The 16,342-nt window shown below is 73.6% G+C and carries 20 protein-coding genes; 5 read left to right on the top strand and 15 right to left on the bottom strand.

Annotated elements, in window-relative coordinates; translation table 11 throughout:
- Positions 1-17: 17 nt before the first annotated feature.
- Positions 18-1,136, top strand: coding sequence for a hypothetical protein (locus Q7L73_RS26040; RefSeq protein WP_304694850.1), 1,119 nt, complete (start codon positions 18-20; stop codon positions 1,134-1,136).
- On the opposite strand, the gene Q7L73_RS26035 is transcribed toward Q7L73_RS26040, so the two are convergent.
- The 9 genes from Q7L73_RS26035 to ybaK form a co-directional block, all read right to left on the bottom strand.
- Positions 1,096-2,406 (bottom strand): Fic family protein, encoded by a 1,311-nt coding sequence (locus Q7L73_RS26035; RefSeq protein WP_304694848.1) that lies wholly within the window; start codon positions 2,404-2,406, stop codon positions 1,096-1,098. The two genes, Q7L73_RS26040 and Q7L73_RS26035, sit on opposite strands and share 41 nt — an antisense overlap.
- Before the next feature lie 14 nt (positions 2,407-2,420).
- Positions 2,421-2,771: a monovalent cation/H(+) antiporter subunit G gene (mnhG, locus tag Q7L73_RS26030; RefSeq protein ID WP_304694846.1), complete on the bottom strand. Its 351-nt coding sequence runs from the start codon at positions 2,769-2,771 to the stop codon at positions 2,421-2,423.
- Entirely contained in the window at positions 2,768-3,037 is a 270-nt protein-coding gene (locus tag Q7L73_RS26025; RefSeq protein WP_304694844.1) for a monovalent cation/H+ antiporter complex subunit F, read from the bottom strand. Before Q7L73_RS26025 ends, mnhG begins: the two co-directional genes overlap by 4 nt.
- Before the next feature lie 55 nt (positions 3,038-3,092).
- Positions 3,093-3,620 (bottom strand): Na+/H+ antiporter subunit E, encoded by a 528-nt coding sequence (locus Q7L73_RS26020; protein WP_304694842.1) that lies wholly within the window; start codon positions 3,618-3,620, stop codon positions 3,093-3,095.
- Complete coding sequence (locus tag Q7L73_RS26015) at positions 3,617-5,029, bottom strand: complex I subunit 5 family protein (RefSeq protein ID WP_304694840.1); 1,413 nt, start codon at positions 5,027-5,029, stop codon at positions 3,617-3,619. Before Q7L73_RS26015 ends, Q7L73_RS26020 begins: the two co-directional genes overlap by 4 nt.
- Positions 5,026-5,436: a sodium:proton antiporter gene (locus Q7L73_RS26010; RefSeq protein WP_304694838.1), complete on the bottom strand. Its 411-nt coding sequence runs from the start codon at positions 5,434-5,436 to the stop codon at positions 5,026-5,028. The genes Q7L73_RS26015 and Q7L73_RS26010 overlap by 4 nt, the downstream gene beginning before the upstream one ends.
- Positions 5,433-5,933 carry an MnhB domain-containing protein gene (locus tag Q7L73_RS26005; RefSeq protein ID WP_304694837.1) on the bottom strand — a complete coding sequence of 167 codons (501 nt, stop codon included), beginning with the start codon at positions 5,931-5,933 and terminating at the stop codon, positions 5,433-5,435. Before Q7L73_RS26005 ends, Q7L73_RS26010 begins: the two co-directional genes overlap by 4 nt.
- The gene (gene mbhE, locus Q7L73_RS26000; protein ID WP_304694836.1) at positions 5,930-8,260 is read right to left on the bottom strand and encodes a hydrogen gas-evolving membrane-bound hydrogenase subunit E; all 2,331 of its coding nucleotides are present in this window, start codon (positions 8,258-8,260) and stop codon (positions 5,930-5,932) included. Before mbhE ends, Q7L73_RS26005 begins: the two co-directional genes overlap by 4 nt.
- Before the next feature lie 76 nt (positions 8,261-8,336).
- Entirely contained in the window at positions 8,337-8,804 is a 468-nt protein-coding gene (ybaK, locus tag Q7L73_RS25995) for a Cys-tRNA(Pro) deacylase (RefSeq protein WP_304694835.1), read from the bottom strand.
- Between the two features lie 76 nt (positions 8,805-8,880).
- On the opposite strand from ybaK, the gene Q7L73_RS25990 reads away from it, so the two are divergent.
- Both Q7L73_RS25990 and Q7L73_RS25985 read left to right on the top strand, forming a co-directional pair.
- The gene (locus tag Q7L73_RS25990; protein WP_304694833.1) at positions 8,881-9,318 is read left to right on the top strand and encodes a hypothetical protein; all 438 of its coding nucleotides are present in this window, start codon (positions 8,881-8,883) and stop codon (positions 9,316-9,318) included.
- Positions 9,319-9,414: 96 nt separating this feature from the next.
- Positions 9,415-10,443, top strand: a complete 1,029-nt coding sequence (locus Q7L73_RS25985) for an LLM class F420-dependent oxidoreductase (protein ID WP_370552455.1) — start codon at positions 9,415-9,417, stop codon at positions 10,441-10,443.
- Positions 10,444-10,469: 26 nt separating this feature from the next.
- Here Q7L73_RS25985 and Q7L73_RS25980 read toward each other — a convergent pair whose 3' ends face one another.
- From Q7L73_RS25980 to dapA, 6 genes are all read right to left on the bottom strand, one after another.
- Positions 10,470-11,111: a L,D-transpeptidase family protein gene (locus tag Q7L73_RS25980; RefSeq protein WP_304694829.1), complete on the bottom strand. Its 642-nt coding sequence runs from the start codon at positions 11,109-11,111 to the stop codon at positions 10,470-10,472.
- A 106-nt stretch (positions 11,112-11,217) separates the two neighbouring features.
- Entirely contained in the window at positions 11,218-11,559 is a 342-nt protein-coding gene (locus tag Q7L73_RS25975; protein ID WP_304694827.1) for a hypothetical protein, read from the bottom strand.
- Positions 11,547-13,082: a GMC family oxidoreductase gene (locus Q7L73_RS25970; RefSeq protein ID WP_304694825.1), complete on the bottom strand. Its 1,536-nt coding sequence runs from the start codon at positions 13,080-13,082 to the stop codon at positions 11,547-11,549. The genes Q7L73_RS25975 and Q7L73_RS25970 overlap by 13 nt, the downstream gene beginning before the upstream one ends.
- A gap of 97 nt (positions 13,083-13,179) precedes the next feature.
- Complete coding sequence (locus Q7L73_RS25965) at positions 13,180-13,494, bottom strand: hypothetical protein (RefSeq protein ID WP_304694823.1); 315 nt, start codon at positions 13,492-13,494, stop codon at positions 13,180-13,182.
- A gap of 56 nt (positions 13,495-13,550) precedes the next feature.
- Positions 13,551-14,234 (bottom strand): FadR/GntR family transcriptional regulator, encoded by a 684-nt coding sequence (locus tag Q7L73_RS25960; RefSeq protein ID WP_304694821.1) that lies wholly within the window; start codon positions 14,232-14,234, stop codon positions 13,551-13,553.
- 143 nt (positions 14,235-14,377) lie between these two features.
- On the bottom strand, positions 14,378-15,283 hold the full coding sequence (dapA, locus tag Q7L73_RS25955) for a 4-hydroxy-tetrahydrodipicolinate synthase (protein ID WP_304694819.1): 906 nt from the start codon (positions 15,281-15,283) through the stop codon (positions 14,378-14,380).
- A 72-nt stretch (positions 15,284-15,355) separates the two neighbouring features.
- On the opposite strand from dapA, the gene Q7L73_RS25950 reads away from it, so the two are divergent.
- Positions 15,356-15,499, top strand: a complete 144-nt coding sequence (locus Q7L73_RS25950; RefSeq protein ID WP_304694818.1) for a hypothetical protein — start codon at positions 15,356-15,358, stop codon at positions 15,497-15,499.
- On the top strand, positions 15,496-16,342 hold an 847-nt coding region (locus Q7L73_RS25945; protein ID WP_304715715.1), incomplete at its 3' end, for a LysR family transcriptional regulator. The genes Q7L73_RS25950 and Q7L73_RS25945, both read left to right, overlap by 4 nt.

Raw genomic sequence — 16,342 nt, 5'->3', positions numbered from 1 at the left:
TGCCGATCTGTAAGGCGATGACCTCTTCCCGTCTCCAGCGCATCTCCGGCCCGCTGCTGCGTTCGAGCGACTTCGGCGCGTTCCACGAGACGCTGCTGCTGACCGCCGTCGCGACTGTGCTGTTCATCCGCACCCAGCTGTGGCTGACCAACTACCCGCAGATCGGCGGGCACGGCCTGCACATCGCCCATCTGCTGTGGGGCGGGCTGTTCATGCTCGTCGCGATCGGCCTCTGCCTGACCTTCCTCGGCCGGCCGCTGCAGCACCGCGCGGCGATCGTCGGCGGCGTCGGCTTCGGCTTCTTCATCGACGAGCTGGGCAAGTTCATCACGTCGGACAACAACTACTTCTACAAGCCGGCGGCGGCGCTGATCTACCTGATCTTCGTCGGCCTCTTCCTGCTCGCCCGCTGGATCCAGAACCGCGGCCTGCTGACGCCGCGCGAGAGCCTCGCGAACGCGATCGAGCTGATCGGCGAGGCGACCCGCCACCGCTTCGACGAGCGCAGCCGCGCGCGGGCGGAGGAGCTGCTGGAGCGGGCCGATCCGAACGACCCGCTGGTCGGCCCGGTGCGGCAGCTGCTGGCGCAGGTCGAGACGATCCCCGCCCCGCCGCCGACCTGGGCCGAGCGGCGCATGACGGCCGTGCGCGCAGCGGCCCAGCGGTTCACCGCGCAGCCGTGGTTCCCGCGCCTGCTGACGAGCGTCTTCGCGATCTGGGCGCTGCTGTCGTTCCTCGCCGCCGCCGAGCTGGCGCTGGCGCTCGTCCTCGACCTCGGCGGCGCCCATCCCGGCTTCGTCAAGGACGGCTTCGACAACCTCCGCTTCGTCAACGTCGCCGACATCACCGCCTCGTTCGTCGCCGGCCTGCTGGTCGCGCGCGGGATCGTGCTCGTCCGCCGCGGCGACATGCCCGAGGCGGTCCGCTGGTTCGAGCGCGCGCTGCTCGTCTCGATCCTGATCGGCCGCGTCTTCTCCTTCTACGAGTCCCAGTTCGGCGCGGTCCTCGGCCTCGCCGTCGACCTCGTGCTGCTGTTCAGCGTCCGCCGCGTCGGCGAGCGCGCGGCGGCTCAGCCGGCGAAGCCCTCGCCGGCGGTCAGCCCCGGTCCGCTGCCGGCGCCTGCAGTCGCCGGCTGAGGTCGCCCGGCGCGCTGAACAGCACGCGCCGGCCCTGCGTCCGCTCGGTCAGCCAGCCGCGCGCGGCGAGCCCGCGCAGATCGGCACGCGCGGTCTCGTGAGTGATGCGGTGGATGCCGGCGTGGCGGCCGAAGGTGTAAACGCGCCCTGGCTCGCGCAGCGCGTCCGACAGCAGCGCGAGCTGACGGCGGTTGAGCCCGTCGTCGCCGTGCAGCAGCTGCTCGACGTCGTGGATCTCGGCGGTCTTGCGCCGCAGGTAGGCGTAGAGGTCGTCGATCGCACGCTCGATCGTCTGCAGCTGATGCAGCAGGAAGTAGGTCGTGTCGCCGCCGTCGGTCTCGGTCAGCAGGTAGGAGCGGCTGTACTGGCTCGGCGCCTCGCGCAGGATCCGCGAGATCGACAGGTACTCGATCAGCCAGTAGCCGTGCTTGGCCAGGTACCAGGAGAAGAGCGCGCGGGCGGTGCGCCCGTTGCCGTCCACGAACGGGTGATCGTAGGCGAGCTGGAAGTGAACGAGGATCGCCCGCAGGACCGGGTGGACGAACCGCTCCTGCGCATCGTCGTCGTTGGCGAACGCGCACAGCGCCTCCAACCGCGCCGGGAGCTGCTCGGCTGGTGGCGGCGTGTGGAGGACGACCGTCGGGTCGCTGCGGTCGTGGACGGCGACCCGCTCCTCTCCGGGCTGCTGGATCCGGCCGGCCTCGTCCGGGTCGTCGAGCGTTCCGTCGATGAGGATCCGCTGCAGCTCGCAGACGAGCGCCGGCGTCAGCCGCGCACCGCGCTGCTCGCGCATGAACAGCAACGCCCTGTAGTTGTTGAGGATCATCCGCTCGCTGCGGTCGAGCGGCTCGCGGCCACTGCGCAGCAGCTCCTTCGCCCGCTGGCGTGAGGTCGTCGCTCCTTCCAGCTGGCTGGAGCGGATCGCCTCCTCCATCAGCGCGTTGACGAGGTATCTGCGCTTCGCCTGCTCGTCGCCGGTGACAATCTGCTCGCTCGCGATCTCGCCGGCGCAGCGCTGGTCGACGACGTGGCAGACCCGCAGGATCTCGTCCGGGAGGGCGTAGGTGAAGGGTTCGCCGTCGAGGTCGTGGAGCGGGACGGGACGGGTGTCGCGCTGGAGGCGGATCGCAGTCCACCACTCCTCGTGCGTGAACCCGCTCGGCGGATCGAGGTGACGGAGCTTGTCCCAATGAACGTAGCCCGGCGGAATCGGCGCGCTGAGCAGCTTCAGGCTGATCGGAGCCGCCGGCGGCGGCGGGTGAACGTACACGGGCTATTCCAAATCTATTCCAAGGATCTCCAAGTTCTTGGAATGGTATCCAAATCCTTGGAGTCATTTGGATCAGATCTGGAATCCCGCCGGTAGGCCGCCTGGGCGATCGCATGGGCGGCGACCGGGGTGGTGAGGAGGAGGAAGAGGGCGACGATCGTGGCGCGGGCGATGATCGCGCCGTCGCGGGTGCCGATCGAGGCGGCGAGGATCGCGACCGCGCCGAGCATCGAGGCCTTCGAGGCCGCCTGCAGGCGCGAGTAGAGGCCCTTCATCCGCACGACGCCGTAGACCGTGATGGCGATCGTGACGATGCCGAGCGCGACGAGTGCGACGCCGGCGATCTGCAGCAGCGTGTCGATCACCGGAACGGGCCTCCGCCGCCGTCGGAGCGGACCGCGGCCAGCGTCGCGACGAACGACAGCGCCGACAGCGCGAGCGCCGCGTCGAGGTAGTAGGAGACGCCGCGCAGGTAGGCGAGCAGCGCCAGCAGCGCGACGCAGATCACCGTCAGCAGGTCGAGCGCGACGATCCGTTCGAGCACGTCGCGGGCGCGCAGCAGCACCGCCGCGCCGACCCCCAGCAGGCCGACGATGCAGGCGAGCGCGATGACGATCACGATCTCGGGCATCTGCTGGCGCTCCTCTCGCGCGTGGGCTCGGCGAACGCGGAGCGGGTCGAGGCGGTCACGGGATCACCTTTCGCTGGTAGCGCTCGTAGAAGTCGTGGTGGCGGGCGCGGATCGCCTCGGGGTCGCTCGCGTCGAGCGCGTGGATCACGAGCACGCCGCGCTCCTCGTCGACGTCCAGCACCAGCTCGCCGGGCGAGATCGTCGAGATGAACGCCCATGCGGCGACGCCCTCCTCGGAGATCCCCTCCAGTCTGATCTCGACGATCCCGTCGTGCTCGACCTCGCGGATGCCGAGCGAGTACTTCGCGACGTCGACCGTGCCGCGCGTGATCTCGACCAGAACCGCCCACACGAGCGCCGGCGTCGCCAGCAGCGCGCGGTGCAGCGGCGGCCGCTGCAGGTCGCCGTCCTCGGTCCCGATCGTGCCGCCGCGCGCCACGCGCCGCCGCCAGCCCAGCTCCAGCAGCACCGCCAGCACCACGCCGACGGCGACGTCGCCCCAGGCGACCGAGCCGAGCGTCAGCAGCCAGACGCCGAGCAGCACGACGACGGCGAGCGCGCGCGAGGCGACGGCGTGACTCATCGGACCGCACCTCCGTGCAGCACCGCGGCGGCGTCTGCGGACAGCGACAGCAGCGGCTCGGGCCAGATCCCCAGCCCCAGCACCAGCAGCGCGAGAACCACGCTCACCGCACGTACCGCGACACCGCTTGGCTCCGCCGGCACGCCCTTCTCCGAGTCGGTCCCGACGGCGACGCGATCGCCGCGCCAGAACTCGTGCTGGTAGAGCTGGAAGGCGTAGACGAACGACAGCGCGCCGCCGCAGAAGAGCAGCACGATCAGCGCGACGCTGCCCTCCTCGACGCCGGTCCGGAACAGCTGCAGCTTGCCGAGGAAGCCGGCCGCCGGCGGCATCCCCGCCAGCGACAGCGCGCCGACCGCGAACGCCGCCGCGACCAGCGCCCCGCGCAGCGCGCCGGAGAGGAACAGCAGCGCCTTGCTCAAAGCGTTGAGGATCGCGTACAGCACCGCCGCCGCCAGCCCGATCGGCCCGCCGACGCCGAGCGCGACGAGCACGTAGCCGGCCTGGCCGATCGCCGAGTAGGCGAGCATCTCGGCCGGGTCGCGGCGGCTGACGGCCAGCAGCGCGCCGTAGATCACCGAACTGCTGCCGATCACGATCAGCACCGTCGAGCCCAGCTCCAGCTCGTTCGGCAGCAGGCCGGCGCCGAAGCGCAGCAGGCCGTACGCGCCGATGTTGGCGAGCGCGCCGGAGAGGATCGCGGCGACCGCCGGGCGCGTGCCGGCGTAGACCGCGGGCAGCCAGAAGTGGAACGGGAACAGCCCGAGCTTGGTGCCGAAGGCGACGAAGAAGGTGACGGCGATCAGGATCGCCGCGTTCGGCTCGACGTCGGCCATGCGCGCGGCGACCTCGCTCATCTCCAGCGTGCCGGTGACGTGGTAGGTCGCCGCGACCGCGATCAGGAAGAGGAACGAGCCGACGAGGTTGACGACCGCGAAGATCAGCGCCGCGCCGAGCTGGTGGCGATCGTCGCCGTAGGCGGTCAGCACGTAGGCGGCGATCATCGCCAGCTCGAAGAAGACGTAGAAGTTGAAGACGTCGCCGGTCAGGAAGAGGCCGGTGAGGCCGGTCGCGAGCAGCACGACGAGCGCCGGGAAGGTGCGCGAGCGGACGCCCTCCAGCACCTCGTGCACGAGCGCCGCCAGCACCACCAGCGACGACAGCAGCGCGAACACGACGCCGAGCGCGTCGGCGCGCAGGACGATCCCGACGCCGTCGGTCCAGCCGCCGGTGACGATCGTCTGCTCGCCGTCGGGCAGCACCCGCACGGCCAGCCAGATCAGCGCGCCGAGGTTCGCGAGCAGGCCGGCGACCGCGGCCCAGCCGACGAGCTTGCGTCTGCCGTCGGCCAGCAGCAGCACGACGCCGACGACCCACGGCAGCAGCAGCGCGAGCGCGAGCGCGGTCACTGCTCCTCCTTCGCCTCGTCGGAGGCGAGCTGCTCGTGCATCGTGTCGAGCGACTGCTCCAGCTCGGCGGTGTGCTCGGCCTCGTCGCGCGCCAGCTCTCTGACCTCCAGCGAGCGCAGCGTCGCGCGCACGCGCGCGACGATCGCCAGCAGCAGCGCAGTCACGGCGAGCCCGATCACGATCGCCGTCAGCGCCATCGCCTGCACGAGCGGGTCGCTCGGGGTCTTGTCGCCGGTCGGCAGGATCGGCGCGTCGCCGCGCGTGAGGCCCGAGGAGATCACGACCAGCACCGCCGACTGCGAGATCAGCACCATCCCGGCGACGACGCGCACGAGGTCGTTCGTCAGCACGAGGAAGGCGCCGGCGCCGAAGACGACGCCGGCCGCGATCGCGAAGATCAGCGTCATCGCGACGCCTCCTCGCGCGCGGCGGGCGCGGCCGGCGACGCGGCGGCGGGGGCGGGATGCCCCTCCTCCTCCAGCTCCGGCGGCTCCGCGAGATGATGGATCAGCGCGATCAGGGCGCCGGCGACGAGCAGGAAGACGCCGACGTCGAACAGCACCGGCGTCATCAGCTCGAGTCTGCCGACGTGGATCGGTCTCTTCCCCGGCCCCGGCTCGTGGCTGAAGAGCGGGTCGCCGAACAGCAGCGGGAAGAAGCCGGAGGCGAGCGCGATCAGCAGCCCGGCGATCGCCGCGCGCGGCGCGAAGCGCAGCAGCGGGATCTCCTCCTCGGTCCGTCTCGCGCCCAGCACGAGGTACTGCAGCGCGACCGCGAGCGTCACGATCACGGCCGCGCTGAAGCCGTCGCCGACGTCGACGTAGCCCTTCACGAGGATCGCTCCCGCGACCATCAGGGCCGGCGCCAGCAGCAGCCGCGCGATCGCCTCGGTGAGGACGCTCACCAGCTCCGCCCCCGTCGCAGCAGCGCGATCACGCCGAAGACGGCGACCGCGATGACGGTGATCTCGACCATCGTGTCGAGCCCGCGGAAGTCGGCCAGGATCACGGTCACGACGTCCTTGCCGTGGGCGGCCGGGGTCAGCTCGATCTGCTGGTCGACGACGCGCTCGGTCGCGGCCGGGCGCGAGAGCGACGCCCACACGACGAGGAAGGCGGCGCCGCCGGCGATCGCGCCGATCAGCGGGTCGCGCCAGCGGCGGCTTCTGTGCGCGCGCCTGTGCGGTCTGGAGGCATGGCCCTCCAGCTCTCTGCGCGTCGGCCGCTCGCCGCGCGGGGCGTAGGCGACGATCGCGAGGAAGACGAGCGTCACGACCGTCTCGACGAGCATCGCGACGAGCGCCACGTCGGGGGCGCCGAGCAGCGCGTAGACGGTCGCCAGGCCGAGCCCGACGACCGCCAGCGCGAGCACGATCGAGACGTGCTCGTGGGTCGTCGTGACGACGATCGCCGCGACCGCGACGAGCGCCAGCATCGCGACCACCAGCAGGTCGGTGCCGGAGACGCTGCCGACCGTGAAGGCGCCGGCTGTCGGCGTCGCGATGAAGCCGAGCAGGACGAGGATCCCGCCCGGCAGCAGCACCGCCGCGACACGGCTGCGGAGGTCGCGCACCTCGACGTCGTGGAAGGCGGTCGAGAGGTGGTTGAGGAAGTTGAGCCCGGACTCGTAGACGCGCGCCGGGCCGACACGCTCGCCGGCGTGCGCGAGCGCGAGCGCCGCCGGCCGCCACAGCGCCGGCGCCGCCAGCAGCAGCGCGCCGAGCGCCCACGCCCCGAGCGCCATCAGGTTCTCCGTGCTGGCGGCGAGTCTGTAGGCGACGTGGACCTCGGCGTGGTGGCCGAGCGTCGCGGTCGCGGCGTCGCCCGCCAGCTGCACGAACGGCGCGCTCCAGATCCCGCCCGTGATCGCCAGCAGCGAGAGCGCGGCGATCGGCAGCGTCAGCAGCAGCGGGAGGCGGTCGAGCGGCTGGCTGGGCGCGCGGTCGCACGCTCTGCGCGGGCCGAGGAACAGTCTCGTCCAGAAGCGCCACGTGTAGGCGAACGTGAGGCCGGCGGCGACCACCGACAGGATCCCGAGCGCGGTGCTGTGGTCGGCGGCGGCGTGGAAGAACAGCTCGTCCTTGAAGAAGCCGACCGTCAGCGGCAGCGCGCTCAGCGTCGCGGCGGCGATCGCGCTGACCGCCGCCAGCAGCGGCAGCTCGCGCCACAGCCCGCCGACCTGCGACAGCTTTCTCGCCCCGGTCGCCATCGTCACCGTGCCGGCGGTGAGGAACAGCGCCGACTTCGCGAGCGCGTGCGCGACGACGTAGAAGGCGGCCGCGCCCGCCCCCGCTCTGCCGCCGATCCCGTACAGCACGACGACGTAGCCGTACTGCGAGATCGTCGAGTAGGCGAGCACCTGCTTGAAGCCGTCGCGCGTCAGCGAGATCGCGCCGCCGATCGCGATCGACAGCAGGCCGACGACGAGCAGGCCGTCGGTGACCGTCTGCGACACCTCCAGCAGCTGGTAGGTGCGGCCGATCACGAGCACGCCGGCGGCGACCATCGCGGCCGAGTGGAGGTAGGCCGAGACCGGCGTCGGCGCCGCCATCGCGCGCGGCAGCCAGAAGTGCAGCGGCACCTGCGCCGACTTGATCAGCGCGGCGGCCGCTATCAGCGCGGCGGCGACGGTCGTGGTGGTCGAGGCGGGCCCTTGCTCGTGCAGCGCTCTGGCCAGCTCGGGGATCGAGAAGGTGCCGTGGTCGGCGTAGAGGATCGCCGCGCCGATCAGCATCGTGACCGCGCCGGCGCCGGTCACCAGCAGCGCCATCAGCGCCGCCACGCGCGAGGCGCGCTCCTGCCGGTCGAAGCCGATCAGGAAGTACGAGCAGACCGCGGTCAGGTCGAACAGGACGAACAGCAGCACGAGGTCCTGCGCCGTCGCCAGCCCGACCATCGAGAGGCTGAAGAGGCCCATCCACGGCCAGAAGCGCCAGCGGTCGCGGGCCGGGCGGCGCTGGTGGTCGAGGTGGAGCGGCAGGTACGCGGTCGCGTACGTGAAGACGGCCGCGCCGATGCCGGTCGCCAGCAGCGCGTAGAGCGCGCCGATCCCGTCGAAGCTGAAGTGGAGCCGCAGGTCGAGCTGCTGCGCCCACGGCTCGTCGAGCGTGAAGCCGCCGTCCTGCCACAGGAGGATGCTCGCGACGAAGCCGCCGAGCGCGAGCAGCGCAACGGTCCAGGCGAGCGGGTCGCGCTGGGCATGGGCGGAAGATCTCGTTGTCGGGGCCGGCACCGCCCAGCAGAACCTACCCCGGTGGGCGGTCGCTGCAAATGGCGTCGTGACGCCAGATGGGAACGCGCCAGGGCTGCTATGCGCCGCGGCGGATCGTCTTGACCTCGGCTCTGGTGAGCCTGGCGAGGTCGGCCGGGGCCAGCTCGATCTCCAGCCCGCGGCGGCCGGCGGAGACGAAGATCGTCGCGAACGCGAGCGCGCTGTCGTCGAGCAGCGTCGGCAGCGGGCGGCGCTGACCGAGCGGCGAGATCCCGCCCGCGACGTAGCCGGTGACCTTCTCGGCGCGGTCGGTCGGGGCCATCGCGGCGCGCTTGCCGAGCGCGCGCAGGTCGAGCGTGTCGCCGGCCGGGACGACGCAGACGGTCAGCGTCCCGTCGCGGTCGACGACGAGCGTCTTGAAGACGCGCGCGGGCTCCAGCCCCAGCGCCTCCGCCGCCTCCAGCGCGTACGAGTCGGCGGACGGGTCGTGCGGGTACTCGTGCAGTCTGTGGTCGACGCGCGCCTGCTGCGCCGCACGCGTCGCCGGGGTCGCTCTGCCGGCCATCGGACGAGCTTATCCGGCGGCGCCACCGCCGATCCCCGTGAAGTTGCGGGTCTGTGGGACCAGTAACTTCACGGGGATGCGTCGGTTGCTGCTCGTGGCGGTGCTGGGTCTGTCCGCCTGCGGAGGCGGCGACGCTCCGACGACCCGCCCCGACCACCCCGCCGATCTGCCGCCGACCCCGCGCGAGCAGCGGGAGGCGCGCGAGGTCGCGAAGCGGCCGCCGGCGCCGAGCTGCGGGGCCGACACGGCCGGCGGCAACTGCTCGACCGCGCAGGGGCGGGTGATCGCGCTGGAGTCGGTCGATCCCGACGGCGACGGCGATCTGCACCTGATCCTGCTCGGCGGCTCGATCACCGCGCCCGGGATCAGCGTGCTCGACGTCAACAAGGACCTGCGGCCGAAGGTCGATCCGAAGATCGGCGACTGGGCGGCCGGCGCCGGGCCGGTCTACAGCGGCTCGCACGGGCAGCATCAGATCCAGGTGACCGCGGTCGAGGTCTGGCCGCACCGCTGAGCGGCGCACCGACTGGCTCTGCAGCCAGTCGCGGTCGGGTAGCGTCCGCCGCCGCGCATCGCACCCACGAGGAGGCACGGCAACATGGCGGGAGAGCTGAAGCTCGGACTCAACACCGGCTACTGGGCGGCCGGGCCACCGCACGGCGTCGTCGAGTCGATCGCCGCGGCCGAGGAGCTGGGGCTCGACTCGATCTGGACCGCCGAGGCGTACGGCTCCGACGGCCTCACCCCGCTCGCCTGGTGGGGCGCGCAGACCAGACGCGTCAAGCTCGGCACCGGCATCACGCAGATCTCCGCCCGCCAGCCGACGATGACCGCGATGTCGGCGATGACGCTCGACCATCTCTCCGGCGGCCGCTTCGTGCTCGGGCTCGGCGTCTCCGGCCCGCAGGTGGTCGAGGGCTGGTACGGGATGAAGTTCGAGAAGCCGCTCGCCCGCACGCGCGAGTACATCGGGATCCTGCGCGACGTCTGGGCGCGCGAGGCGCCGGTCACCAACGACGGCCCCTACTACCCGCTGCCGCTGCCCGGCGGCACCGGGCTGGCGAAGCCGCTGAAGGCGTCGATCCACCCGCTGCGGAGAGAGATCCCGATCTACCTCGGCGCCGAGGGGCCGAGAAACATCGCGCTCGCCGCCGAGCTGTGCGACGGCTGGTTCGCGATGCTGTTCGCACCGACGCACGAGCAGATGTACCGCGACTCGCTCGACGAGGGCTTCGCGCGCGAGGGCGCGCGCCGCTCCTACGACGACTTCGAGGTCTGCGCGACGGTCCCGTTCATCGTCACCGACGACCTCGACCAGGCGGCCGACGCGCTGCGCCCCTTCTACGCGCTCTACTTCGGCGGGATGGGCGCGAAGGGCAGAAACTTCCACGCCAACGTCGCGATCCGGATGGGCTACGAGCGGATGGTCGACGAGGTCCAGGAGCTGTACCTGTCGGGCAAGAAGCAGGAGGCCGGCGCGGCGATCCCGCGCGAGCTGATCGAGGCGCTGTCGCTGATCGGCCCGAAGGAGAAGATCAAGCACGACCTCGAGGCGTGGCGCGAGTCGATCGTCACGACGCTGCTGATCGCCGGCGACGCCGCGACGGTGCGGACGGCGGCGGAGCTGGTGCTGGGCTGAGGCCCCGCCGCCGCGCGCGTGGTCGTCTAGTCGGTGACGATCACGCGCGTGGCGACCGGCGTCGCGCGGTAGACGTCGGCCGCGAAGCTGTCGGAGACGCGCACGCAGCCGTGGCTGGCGGGCGCGGTGCCGACGACGCCGGAGTGGATCGCGACCCCGTCGTCGGTGAAGTAGCTGGCGTACGGCATCCACGTTCTGTACGGGACGCTCCAGTCTCTGACGTACTTGCGCTCGATCGTGAAGCTGCCCTGCGGCGTCTCGTGGCCGGACATGCCGGTCGTCGCGTTGTAGATCCGGAACGGCGTGCCGTCCTTCACGATCGTCAGCAGCTGGGTTCTGATGTCGATCTCGACGTGGGTGCCCTTGCCGCGGTCGCGGACGGTGACCGGGCGGCCGCCGCTCTTCAGCGCGGCGCGCGTGAGCGGGCCGGCCTCGCCGTCGGCGCTCAGGCCCTTCGCCTTCTGGAAGGCGAGCAGGGCGCTGGTCGTGCGGGGGCCGTCGCAGCCGTCGATCGGGCCGGTCGCGAAGTGGAGGTGGCGGAGCCGCTGCTGGAGCGCTCTCGTGTCGGCGGAGGAGGTGCAGGCGGAGGCGGCCTGCGCGCTCGCGGTCGTGTCGGCGAGCGCGGCCGTCGGCATGATCAGTGTCAGCGCCCCGAGGAGGGCGAGCATGTGGTTCTTTGTGCGCATGTCTGGTTGGACGTGCGCGAGAGCGGATTCCTTCACGCGTGCATTGTGAGCGCCCGCGCACGGCCGCGAGAGCGTCGCGCGGGCGCTGTCAGCGAGCGCGCTGCCGCATCCCGAGCGCCAGCCAGAGCGGATAGGTCGCGAAGATCGCCGTCGAGATCAGGTGCGTCCGGCGGCCGACGCGCGTCTCGTCGATTCTCAGCACGCCCGAGTTGAGCATCCAGTCGCGGCCCGAGCGGGCGCGGCAGAGCTTCCAGACCGGCGTCGTCCAGCGCTGGTCGCGATAGAGGCCGATCGAGACGCCCCAGAAGACCGCCATCGCCGCGGCGCCGACGGCGGCGTCGCGGACGGGGTCGGCCGGCGCGTCTCTGGTGATCGCGCGGTAGGTCTTGCCGCCCGCGTACAGCAGCGCGGGATCGATCAGGAACGACATGCGGTGGCGGTCTCCTCGGTCGGGATCGGTCGGTCCAGCAGCGCGTAGGCGAGCCGCGTCGCGAGCGCCATGATCGTCAGCTGCGGGTTGACGCCGAGCGCGCTCGGGACGACCGAGCCGTCGGCGACGTGGAGGCCCTCGACCTCGTGGTGGCGGAGGTCCTGGTCGACCACGCCCTGGGCGGGATCGCGGTGCGCGCGGGCGGTGCCGAGCGGATGGAAGGCCATCAGCTTCAGGTCGCGCGCCTTCGCCTGGTGCGGCCGCGTGCCGGGCGGGAGCGGCAGGTAGACCTCGCGCGCGCCGGCGGCGAGGAACAGCTGCTCCAGCCGCGCGAGCCCGGCGCGGACCTTGGCGACGTCGGCCGCGACGAGGTCGTAGCGGACGACCGGCCGGCCGGCGACGACGTGGACGCGGCCGCGCGAGCTGTCGGAGACCATCAGCCCGAACTGGGCCAGCCGCTTGTAGTCGGCCATCGCCTCCGCATGGCGTCTGCCGGTGAGCGGCAGCGAGGCGGCGGCGTACGCGGGCGGCCCGGCGACGCCCTCGAAGACGATCCCCTCGTCGGCGAACTCGTCGACGTAGAGGCTCTGCGGCACCCCGTGGGCCATGTTCACCTCCTCGTCCATCAGCGCGAAGGCGGCGGTCGCGGGATGCAGCGAGAGGTTGCGCCCGAGCTGCCCGGAGCGCCCCGCGAGCCTCGAGCGCCGCAGCAGGCCCGGCGTGTGGATCGTGCCGGCAGCGAGCACGACGGTGTCGGCGGCGACGAACACCTCTCTCGCGCGCGCCGGGAGCCCGCGCAACGCGCCAGTCGCGCCGCGATCTGCGTCAGCCGCGCCGCTGTCTGCGCCAGGCGCGCCGCTGATGCGCACCTCCACGCCGCGCACGCGTCCGGCGCGCGCGACGATCCGGCGCACGTCGGCGCCGGTGAGCACGCGCGCGCCGGCCGCCTGCGCACGCGGGACGTAGACGCTGCCGACGTCCTGCTTGGCACCGCTCGGGCAGCCGAAGGCGCAGACGCCGGAGCCGACGCAGCCGCGCGCGTTGCGGCGCAGCCAGCCGTGCGACCAGCCGAGCGCGGCGGCGCCGCGGCGGGCGACCTCGGCGTTGCGGCCGGCCAGCGCGGGCGTCACCGGGGCGATAGAGAGCGCCTCCTCGACGCGCGCGAAGGCCGGCTCGAGCTGCGCGGGCGTCATCGTCTCCAGGCCCAGCTCGCGCTCCCAGCGCGCGAGCACTCGCGGCGGCGTGCGGAAGCAGGTGCCGGAGTTGACGAGCGTCGTGCCGCCGATGCCGCGGCCGAGCGGCAGCAGGATCGGCGGCGCGCCGAGCGTGACCGTCTGCCCGCCGTCGCGGTAGAGCCGCGCCAGCATCTCCGGCGGATGGGCGGTGAAGGCGCCGGGATCGTGACGCGGCCCCTGCTCCAGCAGGATCACGTCCGCCCCGCCCTCGGCCAGCTCCGCCGCCACGACCGCCCCGCCCGCGCCAGCGCCGATCACGCAGACGTCGGCGGTGAGGTGGGCGGTCATGCGGCGCCCCCGCCGCGTCCGGCCGTCACCGCCGGGTGGGCGCCGCGTCCCGCGACCCCGGCCCGGTGGGCGCCGCGCGCGGATGCGGCCGGCGCGCTCATCCCGCAATCCCTGCCCGGCGGGCCGTCCCCTCCCGGACGGCCCGCCCGCGCGCGACCACCGCCGCCGGGTCCCATCCGAGCGGCCGGGCCACGCGCACGTCGTCGTAGCGGATCAACGCGACCGTAGCGCGCGCGAGCTGCGCGGCCGCCGGCAGCCGCTCCAGCAGCGCCGCGCCGCGCGGACGCTGTTCGAGCGCCAGCAGCGCGCGCAGCGCCAGCCGCTGCGGCAGCGGCGCGCCGGCGAGGAAGGCGGTGCGAGCGCGGGGCGCCTCGCTCGCCGCCGCGTCGCGCACGGGCGCTGTCGCGTCCACGGACGCCGCCGCGCCGGCCCGAGCGCTGAGCGCCGCGCCTTCCGGCGGCGACGCGCTCACGCCCCACCCGCCATCCGCGCTTCCTGGGCCTCGGCGAGCGCGACGGTCGCGCGCGCGGCGGCGTCGGCCTCGCCCGCCTCGATCGCGTCCGCGACGCGCGCGTAGAGCGGCAGCAGCTCGTCGCGGCTGGAGACGAGCGCCGCGAACAGCTCGGCGTGCGGCAGGTACAGCTCCCGCACCGAGTTCATGATCAGCTGGAAGACGAGGTTGCCGGCGGCCTCCACGACCGCGGCCATGAACGACCAGTCGGCGAGCAGCGCGGTCGCGTCGTCGGGCGCGGCGCCGACGACGACCGCCAGCTCCCCGATCGCGCTCGCCTGCTCGGGCGTGCGCCGCTGCGCCGCCAGCCGCGCCGCCTCGGCGAGCAGCAGCCGCCGCGCCTCGAACAGCGCGCCGCCGACGGCCGGGTCGGCCGTGTTGGCGCCGAGCAGCGTGAGCGCGTCGAGCCCGCCAGAGGTGCGCCAGTCGCGCACGTGGGTGCCGCTGCCGTGGCGCGTCTCGACCAGCCGCAGCTGCTCCAGCCGCCCGAGCGCCTCGCGCACCGTCGCCATGTTGACGCCGAGATCGGCCGCGAGCGCGCGCTGCGTCGGCAGCCGCTCGCCGGGCGCGTAGGCGCCGCCGAGGATCGCCTGCTGGAGGCGGGCGAAGACCTGGTCGGGGACCGACGTGCGCTCGATCATCGTTCCAGTGTCCCGGTGTTCGGAACAATTTGTCAAGAGCGAACCGGGCCGCACATCGGCTTGCCAGCCCTGCCGCTCTCTGGCCGCGGTCGATTGCTGTCGTTTATCGACAGCAATCGACCGCAGCGCACGATGGGGGCGGGTCAGAGGGCGGGCGCCGACGCGAGCGCGGCGACGACGTCGAGCGCGCGCTCGACCGCCGCCGCCGTCGCGGGCGTGAGCGGGAGGCGGACGGCTGCGCTCTCGATCGCGCCCTCGGCCGCCAGCAGCGCCTTGATCACGACCGGGTTCGGCTCCGCGAACAGCGCCCGCACGAGCGGCGCGAGCGCGCGCGACGCGGCCCGCGCGGCGTCCAGCTCCCCGGCGCGGGCGGCGGCGAGCAGCGCGGCGAAGCGCTCGGTCGCGACGTGGGCGGAGGCGGTGATCGCGCCGCGGCCGCCGGCGGCCGTCATCGGCAGCATCAGCCGGTCCTCGCCGCAGAGGACGGCGTAGCTCGCGGGCGCGCGTTCGAGCAGGTCGAGCGCGTCGTCGTCGAGCGCGGGGACGGCGAGCTTGACGCCCGCGATCGCGGGCAGCTCCTGCGCCAGCGCGAGCTGATCGGCGGCGGGCAGGCGGATCCCGGTGCGGGCCGGCACGTCGTAGACGAGCAGCGGCACCGGGCTGGCGGCGGCGAGCGCGGCGAAGTGCGCACGCACGCCGGCGAGCGACGGGCGCGTGTACGGCGGCACGACGCTCAGCAGCGCCGCGACGCCGCGCTGCGAGCCGCGCCGCGCGACCTCGGCGACAGCGGCGGCGGTGTCGTTGCCGCCGGCGCCGACCGTCAGCGGCACCCCGCGCTCGGCGCAGACGCCGGCGCAGCGGTCGACGATCGCGTCGTGCTCGGCGCGCGTGAGCGTGGCGGCCTCGGCGGTCGTGCCGAGGGCGACGAGGCCGTCGGCACCGCCGTCGAGCACGCGACCGGCGAGCCGCTCCAGCGCCGCGAGATCGACCGCGCCGGCCCGGTCGAACGGCGTCACGAGCGGAACGTGGAGTCCTTCGATGAGAGCCATGCCCCCGATCCTCTCGCCGCTTAATGGGTAGCACAACTAACGATCTCTGGACCGATCCGTTAGCGTTGCTGCATGATCGACGCGGCCGGAACCCGGCGAGGCGCCGGCGCGAACGGCGCGAACGGCGCGAACGGCGCGAACGGCGCGAACGGCGCGAACGGCGCGAACGGCGCGAACGGCGCGAACGGCGCGAACGGCGCGAACGGCGCGCGATGATCGACGTCCGCCGTCTGCGCGTGCTGCGCGAGGTCGCGCTCGTCGGCAGCGTCAGCGGGGCGGCGCGGGCGCTCGGCTACACGCCGTCGGCGGTCTCGCAGCAGCTCGCGGTGCTGGAGCGCGAGTGCGGCGCGGAGCTGCTGCGCCGCCGCGGCCGCGGCGTCGAGCTGACCGACGAGGGGCGGCTGCTGGTCGAGGTCGCCGAGCGGGTTGGCGCGGAGCTGGAGGCGGCCGAGGCGGAGCTGGCCGTGCGCGCTGAGCGGCCCGGCGGCGTTGTGCGCCTGCTCGCCTTCGCGACGGCGCTGCAGACGCTCGTCCCGCGCGCCGCCGCCGTGCTCGCCGCGCGCGCGCCCGAGCTGCGTTTGGAGATCGACGAGGCCGACCCCGACGACGCCCTCCGCCTGCTCGCCCAGCAGCGCGCCGACCTCGTCGTCGCGCACGACTACGACCTGCTCGAACGCCGCCGCCACGCCCGCCTCCACCGCCGCGACCTGCTCGCCGACGAGCTGCTCGTGGTGGGCGCGGATGCCGCACACCACGGCACGGCTGACACAAACCGCGGCGCAGCTGACGCAAAGCGCGGCGCGCATGGCGCAGTCGACGCGGTCGCGTTGGCCGACCTCGCCGAGCGCGACTGGGTCCTGCCCGACCACGGCAGCGCCTGCGATCGCGTCGTCGAGCGCGCCTGCGCGGCCGCCGGCTTCGCGCCGCGCGTCGTCGCGCGCAGCTCCGACTTCGCCGCGATCGCCGCGCTCGCGCAGGCGCTCGGCGCCGTCGCGCTCGTCCCGCGCCTCGCGCTGCCCCGCGGCGGTGGCGCGGCGGGCGGCGGCGCGGCGGGCGGCG

The sequence above is a fragment of the Conexibacter sp. CPCC 205762 genome, from assembly GCF_030646155.1.
GTDB lineage: Bacteria > Actinomycetota > Thermoleophilia > Solirubrobacterales > Solirubrobacteraceae > Conexibacter.
Note: the sequence above shows the minus strand (reverse complement) of the source record. Positions and strands in the feature narration are given on the sequence as shown.